This window comes from Stenotrophomonas sp. NPDC077659 (assembly GCF_050268705.1).
In the GTDB taxonomy this organism is placed as follows: domain Bacteria; phylum Pseudomonadota; class Gammaproteobacteria; order Xanthomonadales; family Xanthomonadaceae; genus Stenotrophomonas.
Genome location: NZ_JBNNHG010000057.1, coordinates 14148 through 22845, shown reverse-complemented (window position 1 = coordinate 22845; position 8698 = coordinate 14148). Strand labels below are relative to the sequence as shown.

Annotated in this window: 6 protein-coding genes and 1 pseudogene; 3 read left to right on the top strand and 4 right to left on the bottom strand. The window is 67.0% G+C overall.

Translation table 11 applies throughout. From position 1 onward, the window contains the following. From ACQKDV_RS10335 to ACQKDV_RS10325, 3 genes and pseudogenes are all read right to left on the bottom strand, one after another. A partial coding sequence (locus tag ACQKDV_RS10335; RefSeq protein ID WP_427783663.1) for an IS1595 family transposase occupies positions 1-613 on the bottom strand: 613 nt, incomplete at its 3' end. 88 nt (positions 614-701) lie between these two features. Beyond that, positions 702-1681 (bottom strand): annotated as a pseudogene (locus ACQKDV_RS10330) (cation diffusion facilitator family transporter). 176 nt (positions 1682-1857) lie between these two features. Then, on the bottom strand, positions 1858-4107 hold the full coding sequence (locus ACQKDV_RS10325; protein ID WP_427783662.1) for a TonB-dependent siderophore receptor: 2250 nt from the start codon (positions 4105-4107) through the stop codon (positions 1858-1860). A 286-nt stretch (positions 4108-4393) separates the two neighbouring features. Between ACQKDV_RS10325 and ACQKDV_RS10320 the strand changes: the two genes are divergently transcribed. Next, a complete protein-coding gene (locus ACQKDV_RS10320) occupies positions 4394-5809 on the top strand; it encodes a diguanylate cyclase (protein ID WP_427783661.1) in 1416 nt (471 codons plus the stop codon). A 130-nt stretch (positions 5810-5939) separates the two neighbouring features. On the opposite strand, the gene ACQKDV_RS10315 is transcribed toward ACQKDV_RS10320, so the two are convergent. Further along, positions 5940-6815, bottom strand: a complete 876-nt coding sequence (locus tag ACQKDV_RS10315; RefSeq protein WP_427783660.1) for an MFS transporter — start codon at positions 6813-6815, stop codon at positions 5940-5942. A 125-nt stretch (positions 6816-6940) separates the two neighbouring features. On the opposite strand from ACQKDV_RS10315, the gene ACQKDV_RS10310 reads away from it, so the two are divergent. Together ACQKDV_RS10310 and ACQKDV_RS10305 are read left to right on the top strand one after the other, a co-directional pair. Continuing rightward, on the top strand, positions 6941-7390 hold the full coding sequence (locus ACQKDV_RS10310) for a winged helix-turn-helix transcriptional regulator (protein WP_427783659.1): 450 nt from the start codon (positions 6941-6943) through the stop codon (positions 7388-7390). A gap of 73 nt (positions 7391-7463) precedes the next feature. Then, a complete protein-coding gene (locus ACQKDV_RS10305; RefSeq protein ID WP_427783658.1) occupies positions 7464-8594 on the top strand; it encodes a metallophosphoesterase in 1131 nt (376 codons plus the stop codon). Positions 8595-8698 lie beyond the last annotated feature (104 nt).

Here is an 8698-nt window from a genome sequence, read left to right as displayed (position 1 = left end):
GCAACCGCCGGGCGGCCCATTGTGCCAATGCGGCCTTGCTGAAGGTCGCAACGGGATCTATCACCGCATGCAATGGGCGGCCATCATCAGTGGTCTCCACGGCAATCACAAAAGGGCGCTTGTTCTCTGAGCCGCGTCCGGCCTTGCCGCCGTTACGTTCTCCGCCCAGATAGGCATCGTCCAGTTGGACCACGCCACCCAGCCGGCGTTTGGCCTCACGCTCGGCCATGGCCTGCATCAGCTTGTGCTTCATCCGCCACGCGGCCGGATAGCTCACGCCCAGATGCCTCATCAATTCCAGTGCAGACAGGTTGGTCTTGCTCTGGCCCAACAGATACATCGCCAGCAACCAGGTGCGAAGCGGCAGCTTGCTCTGCTCCATCAACGTCCCCGAGCGCAGACTGGTCTGCCGGCGGCAGGCCACGCACTGCCAATACCTGTGCCCGCACCAGACAAACTGCGTGAACGCCGTGGCCTGGCAGCGCGGACAAACAAAGCCATTGGGCCAGCGTGCCTGTTGCAGCGCCTGCTCGCACTGCGCCTCACTGCCGTAGCGCTTCAAGAACGCTGGCAACGACAGGCCGCTCTGGAACTGCACCTGATTCATGGCCATTGGAGGATCTCCCGAGAGTGAGATCACCATCCTGTACCTCGCCCTTCTCAACAGCTGCGACCGCGCTGAAGCATCGTGCTAATCAGGTTCAACGATGCACGTGGCCACGATGGCCCTGCGCATCCTCGCCATGGTCGTGACCCTCATGGCCCTCGTGCTCGCCGCCCTTCACCGGCGCCGGCTCACCGCAGGCTTCGCCGCAGTGGTCGGCCTCGATCTGCAACGTCACATGCTCGATGCCGAAATCATCATGCAGGCGACCACCCAGCTCACGGCGCAGCGCATCGGCGTCGGTGCCGTCGCGCATCACGATGTGCGCGGTCAGCGCAGGCGTGCTGGAGGCCAGCGCCCACACATGCAGGTCATGCACATCGAGTACCGCGTCGTGCCCCGAAAGGCTGTCGCGCACCTTGGCCACGTCCATGCCCTTGGGCACGCCTTCCAGCAGCACGTTGATCGCCTCGCGCATCAGCACCCAGGTGCGCGGCAGCACCCACAGGCCGATCAGCACCGCCAGGATCGGGTCGATCGGCTTCCATCCGGTGAAATGGATCAGCACCGCACCGGCGATCACCGCCACCGAGCCGAGCATGTCGGCCCACACTTCCAGGTAGGCGCCCTTCACGTTGAGGCTCTCGCCGCTGCCGGCCTGCAGCAGGCGCATCGAGATCAGGTTGATGACCAGGCCGACCGAGGCGATCACCAGCATGCCAGTGGAGGCGATCTCCTGCGGCTTGCTGAAGCGCCCGACAGCTTCCCACAGGATGTAGCCGGCAACCACGAACAGCATCGCGCCGTTGATCATCGCGCCAAGCGCTTCCAGGCGCGCATAGCCGTAGGTGCGGCGCGCATCCGGCGGGCGCCGGCTCAGCCGCACCGCGATCAGCGCGATCATCAGCGCCAGTGCATCGGTGGCCATGTGCGCCGCGTCGGACAGCAGCGCCAGGCTGTTGGTCCAGAACGCGCCCACCACCTCGACGACGAGGAAGGTGAGGTCAGGCCGAGTGCCCACCACAAGGGTTTCTCGTGGCGGATCTCGGACGGCAGGTGGTCGTGGTCGTGGCCCATGGCAACAGCTCCTTTGCGATGGAGGCAGGCTACGCTGGCGGCCGTGGGGAAACTATCACGGTGTTTATAACATTGCAGAATCCACGCCCCACCGATGACGCCAGGCATGGCCCGGCGCTACCGGGGTAGCGCCAAGCCATGCCTGGCGAGCGCAGCCGAACGACGCCGGCCTGGGGTCAGAACCCGAAGCGCAGGCTGGCCCAGTACGCGCGGCCCGGCTCGTTATAGGTCGCCGCACCAGCATCACTGCTGTTGGCCTCGCGGAACAGGCGCTTGTCGGCCAGGTTGTTCACACCGAAGCCGAAGCTGACCGTGTCGGTCACCTTGTAGCGCGCGCTTACGCCCCAGATGTTGTAGGCACCGCGGTCCTGCAGTGCGATCAACGGATCGCACGTGCCGGTGCAGCGCGGATCGTTGTTGATGTTGGTGGTAGCCGGTTCCTGCTTGCCGTAGAACGTACCGGTCAGCAGCAGCGACAGCTTGTCGGTGGCCTGCCAGTCCAGCATGGTGTTGATGGTGTACTTCGGGATCACCGACAGCGGCTGGCGCGTGGTCTTGTTCTCGTTCTCGACCATGTAGGTGAAGTTGTTGCTCCACTTCAGTCGGCTGCCCTGCTCGCCCAGCAGCGGGATCACCAGGTTGCCTTCCAGCCCCTGCACGATCGCCTTCGGTGCGTTCTCCCAGCGGAAGATGCGGCCGCGGCCATCGGCGGTCAGGCCGATCTGGTCGTAGCCGGCCTGGATCTTGTCCTTGTAATCGTTGTGGAAGTAGGTCAGCGACGCCTGCCAGCCACTCTGCGGCGCCCACTCGATGCCCATTTCCTTGTTCAGGCTGGTTTCCGCCTTCAGGTCCGCGTTGCCGCGCATGTAACAGCCGGCACCCAGACTCGGCAGTGCATTCGGGCAACCGTTGCCACGGGTGTAGTACAGATAATCCGGATTCGACTGGTACAGGTTCGGTGCCTTGAACGCACGCGCGATACCACCCTTCACCACCCAGTCGCTGTTGATGCGGAACTGCGCGTTGAGGCTGGGGCTGGTGTTGTTGCCGAACTGGCTGTGGTGGTCGAAACGCAGGCCCGGGGTAACGATCCAGCGCTCACCGAGGTAGATGTTGTCTTCGACGAACACGGCGGTGGTCTGCGCATCGGCCTTGCCTCGCGCGCGATCAGCCGACAGGCCCGGGAAGCCGCCCCCGCTGCTGCTGGACTGGCTCATCGAGTACGGATCGGTCAGGCGGCTGTCGAGGTATTCAAAGCCCGCCGTCCAGATGTTCTCGGCACCGCCCAGCGTGGTCGGGAAGCTGACTTCACCGTCCAGCTGGTAATTGCGCAGGCGCGAGGTCGACCAGTCGGTGCCGTTGAAGCTGCCCTCCGGGCCACCGGCCAGACCTTCGTTGATGCGCGAGTTGTTCACCGCTTCCACCGCAGCCGTCACCCGCGAGGTGACATCACCCCAACGGCCACGGTGGGTGATCGCGCCGGTGTTGCGGTACATGCGGTTGGTCTCCGCCTCACCTTCGGCCAGCGCCGCGAGGTCGACGCCGGTGGAGGTGCCGGTGGTGCTGACCGCGCGGTCGCCGGCGTAGATGTTGCCCTGGCGGCTGGTGCCCGCCTCGAACTCGACCACCTGGTTGGCGGTCACGTCCCAGCGCAGCAGCGCGTTGACGTCGCGGTTCTTGACGCCCTCGCGGCCGGCCGGCGGCACCGCGTTCGGGTTGGTGGCGTACTGGCGGTTGAGGTCCAGCGAATCGGCGTCGGTCTTGTTGAGGTTGCCGTACAGGCGGAACGACAGCGTATCGGTCATCGGGCCGCTCAACTGCAGGCCGACGCGCTCGCTGCCGCCTTCGGCGCTGTGCTCGGGCACCAGGCCGTACAGGTCGACTGCACCGGTCAGGTCACCGGTCGGGCGCTTGGTGATGATGTTCACCACGCCACCCGAGGCACCGGAGCCATAACGTGCTGCCGCCGGACCGCGCAGCACTTCGATGCGCTCGATCATCTCCGCCGGCACCCAGTTGGTGTCACCGCGCGTGTTGCGCTCGCCGCTACGGCCCATGCGCACGGCGTCACGTGCGCCGATGCGTTTGCCGTCGACCAGGATCAGGGTGTTTTCCGGCCCCATGCCGCGCAGATCGATCTGGCGGTTGTTGCCGTACTGGCCGGAAGCGCTGTTGCCGGTCAGGTTGACGCCCGGCATGGTGCGCAGCAGCTCGGCGATGTCGTTGGCTGGCGGGCGCTTGGCGATGTCCTCGGCGGTGATGGTCGAGGTACCCAGCGCCTGGCGCGCGATCTGCGAGGCGGTGACGTGCACCGTGTCGATATCGGTGGCGTCGGTCTCGGCCCGGGCGGCCAGGGCGCTGGCCGCCAGCAGGGCGGCAACGGCAAGCGCCAGTGGGCGCGGCGAAAGGACAACGGCAGGGGACATGATCTGGACCTTCTGGCAGGGCAACGGGGCCTCTGGCAAAGGGCTGAGGCAACGACGAGGGGGAGGCGGACCGTCGCTGCAGGGCGCCTGCGGCCCGATCCGTGCGCGCATTCTCCCACGAATGCGAGTGATTCTCAAATGCGTTCATTCATTGCTGCAGCGGCGCACGTGCGCTTTGCGCACCGTGCAACCCTGCAACGCGCGTAAACTGCCCGGCTACCCCGCCATCAACCGCACGCCACCGCGGCCGATACCCGCGGTTTGCCGTACGCAGCCAGAGATCGACGTGGAAACACCCCAACTGGATGAAGCCAGCCAGCCGCTGGCCGAGGCGTGGCAGCACTGCCTGCAGCAGGCCGGCCCTGCCGCCACCGCCCTGCTGCGCGCGGCCGCCACGGACGCACCACCGGCGCTGGCCCAGCGCTTCTATGAAGTACTGCTGCAGGATGGCCGCGCACGTCGCTTCCTGTCCCACGAGCAGGTCAAGCAACGCCTGCAACCGGCCATGCAGCGCTGGCTGGTGCAGCTGCTGACCACCGACGCCGCCGGCATCGCCGCGACCGTCGCCTCACAGCGGGTGATCGGCGACGTGCATGCGCGGGTTGGCATCCCGGTCGATCTGGTGACCCGTGGCGCGCGCGTGCTCAAGCGCGAGCTGTTCGTCCGCCTGCGCGACGATGCACCGGACAGCGCCACCGCCTTCGCCGCCATCGACTGCCTCAGTGCGATCATGGACATCGCCGTGGAAGGCATGACCCTGGCCTACACGCACGCGCGCGAACGCTCCAGCCGTACCGATGCTGCGTACCGGCTGTTCTCGCTGGTGCAGAACGTCAGCACCGAACGCGAGCGCCAGCGCGCGTTGCTGCTGGACTGGGAAAACGCCCTGCTCTACGCGCTGGCCGGCCATGTGCAGGGCAGCGACAGCGCCAGCCTGGCCACCTCCGAGTTCGGCCTGTGGTTCACCCACAAGGGAATCCCCAGCTTCGGCGAAAGCAGCGAGACCCAGCAGGTCGGCCGGCTGATGGCGCGCATCGACGGCTGCCTGCAGCGCGCCGCGCTCGATGACCCTGCGCAGCGCCTGGCGACATTGCCGTCGATCCGCGAGGATCTCGCCAGCATTCGCGCGCTGATGACGCTGCTGTTCGAACGCATCGGCGAGCTCGATGCCGGCAGCGACGCACTGACCAACCTGCTCAACCGGCGCTTCCTGCCCACCGTGCTGCGCCGGGAAATCGAGCTGGCCACGCGCAATCGCACGCCGTTCTCGCTGCTGCTGCTCGATCTGGACCATTTCAAGGCGATCAACGACGGCTACGGCCACGATGCCGGCGACCGCGCGTTGCAGCACGTGGCTGGCCTGCTGGGGCAGCTGACACGCGGCAGCGACTATCTGTTCCGCTATGGCGGCGAAGAATTCGTGGTAGTGCTGGTCGCGGCCAGCGAATCCCAGGCGGAAGTGATTGCCGAAAGCCTGCGCCGGCAGATCGCGCAGTCGCCGGTGGCGCTGGCCAACGGGCAGGTGCTGGCCTTGACCGCCAGCATCGGTGTGGCCGGTTACGATGGTCATCCGGATTACGAGCGGTTGATGGCGTGTGCCGACGCTGCGATGTACGAGGCCAAGCGCAGCGGCCGCAACCGCGTGGTGGTGGCCAGCGACGCGTTGCAGGATGCACAGGGGCAGCGGGCATTGCAGCGGTGAACCGACGGAAATGAAAAATCCCGTTGGCGTGTAGAGCCGGCTGTTGGTCGACTATCGCGCGCAGCTCCAGGTTTTTCGCCGTTGGAACGAAGAGCAGTCGACGAACAGTCGACTCTACCGACAGCCGACTCTACTCCTTCGCACCGCGGCCGATGCATTGAACGCCGCCACCCGCCACGCCGCCCACCACAGCAGCGCCAGCGACTGCGGAAGGCCCGGCAGCGGCCACCAGGCGGCAAGCATCAGCAGCAGCGCGCCGAGACTGACGCGATGCGCGAATCCACGGTCCATCCAGTGCCCGACCCGCGCAGCCATCAATGCGCCGCCCCCCGGCCAGGCCGAGTGCACCGATGGCCGCAGTCGACCAGTACCACGGCGGTGCCGACAGCGGTAGCGGCACCGCCGCCCAGAACACGTTGAGCCCGGCAAACAGAAACAAAGCGAGCGGCCCACGCTCGCACAGCGTGCGATCAGTACGCAACATGCCCCACATCGAGCCCAGCAGATCGCGCCAGCGCGGCGGCACCACCGGCACCGGTAGCGCGGGCAGGCGCCGCCACAGCAGCAGCGCCAGCACCACTGTCACGCTGGCAGACAGCAGATGGACGGCGCGCCAGCCCAGCGCGGAGGCCCCCCCACCCGATACAACGCGTGCCAGCAGCAGGCCGATGAACACCCCGCCCTGCACGGCGCCGACCACGCGCCCACGCTGCTCGACCGGCGCCAACGTCGCGGTGTACGCAATCAGGCCCTGGGTGAGTGCAGTGCCAAGCAAGCCGGCCAGCAGCATGCCCGACAGCAGCCAGCCGGCAGTGCGCGCGGCCGCCAGCCACAGCACCGCCGCCACCAGCGCCAGCAGTTGCAGACGCAGCAGGCGGCGACGATCACCGCGGTCGGCCAATGGCAGCAATCCCAGCAAGGCCAGCACGCTGCCGGCCTGGGTCGCCGCCACCACCGCGCCCGCCGCAGCCCGATCCAGTGCGAAGGCCTGCGCCAGCGGCGGCAACCGCGAGCAGCACCTGCAGGGAACGGGGAACGGGGATGGCGCCCATGAATGTGGTTTCGTTTTGCAACTTGGTGAAGATTAGTGGCATTGGTTTTAAACTGCAACTACCTTCAGCGGAACCTGCCATGCACGCCAACAGCCAATGCCCTGTCGCCCGCAGCGCCGATCTGCTCGGTGATCGCTGGGCCTTGCTGGTCATCCGTGACGCGTTCGACGGCGTCACCCGCTTCAGCGACTTCCAGCGCAGCCTTGGTGCTGCACGCAACATCCTCAGCGACCGGCTGCGCAGGCTGGTCGATGCCGGCATCCTGCAGCTGCAGCCGGCCTCCGACGGTTCGGCCTACCAGGAATACGTGCTCACTGCCGCCGGACTGGAACTGTTTCCGCTGCTGGTCGCGCTGCGCCAGTGGGGTGAGCGCCATTGCTTCGAGGCCGGTGAGCCCCATTCACAACTGATCGAATCGGGTACGCGGCGGCCCCTGCCCTACATGCAGCCACACGGTCGCAACGGCGATCCGCTGCAGGCCACCCACACGCACGTGCGCAAGCTCCAGGATGCTGGCGGCGGGTCCTGACCCGCCCATTCGCGCACACCAGGGAATGCCAGCGCCGGGTAGCATCGGATCTTTCCGCTGCTGGATGCCGCCGATGTCGCGCTATCACCCTCCCCTGCTGACCGCCCTGCTGCTGCCACTGTTGGCCTGCGCGGCCGGAACCACGCAGGCCCGCGAGGTCGCCGCACCGGCTGACCACGTACAGGCCGATGGCCCCTACGTGTTCCGCAACGGCGAGCAGTTGCAGGCGAAGTGGATCTGTGCGGACAAGGTCGAGTCGCGCACCCTGCCCATCAGCACGGCGGGGAGCGATATCGCAGCACGCTGCGGCTTTGAGCACACCGTGCACGTGGCCGCACCCAATGCCGCCTCGGTCTCCGTACTGCCGCCGGTACCTCGCATCGTCGCGCTGTCCGACATCCACGGCCAATACGGTCTGCTGGTACGGCTGCTGCGCGCCAACAAGGTGGTCGACGCACAGGACCGCTGGGCGCTGGGCACGGACACCCTGGTCATTGCCGGCGATGTGTTCGACCGGGGCCCGCAGGTGACCGAAACGTTCTGGCTGCTGTACGGCCTGCAGCAACAGGCAGCCGCGGCCGGTGGCGCGGTGCACTTCGTGCTGGGCAACCACGAAACCATGGTGCTGTACGACGACCTGCGCTACGTCAACCCGAAGTACCTGCGCAGCGCCCAGCTGCTCGGGCGCAGCTACCCGCAGCTGTACGGTCCCGATTCGGTGATCGGCCAGTGGCTGCGTACCCGCCCGGTACTGCTGAAGATCGGTGACACCCTGTTCCTGCACGGCGGCATCTCGCCCGAAGCCGTCCAGCTGGCGCTGGACCCGGCACGCACCAACGTGGCCTACCAGGCGTCGCTGGGACTGCCCAACGCAGAGGTGAAAGCGGACCCGGCCACCGCGCCGCTGTATGACGGCAGGACCAGCCCGATCTGGTACCGGGGCTACTTCGATGGTCAGCTCGACAGCGACGGCGTGCAGGCGGTGCTCGATCAGCTGCATCTCAAGCGCATCGTCGTCGGCCACACCTCCATGCCGCACGTCAGCACGTTCCATGGTGGACGGGTGATTGCCATCGACAGCAGCATCAAGAACGGCGAGAACGGCGAACTGCTGTTCATCGAGAACGGCAGGCTCAGCCGCGGCCTGCTGGACGGCACGCGCGTGCCGCTGGCCGAGGGCGTGCCCGGCCAGGATGACCGGTAGCGTCGAGCTTGCTCGACTGCTTTCCAAGCGGGGGGGGCACCGGGGAGCCAACCGCCCCGGGGCCAGGAGCGTAAAAACAACGGGCCTGTTGGAGGGAGAGGCGG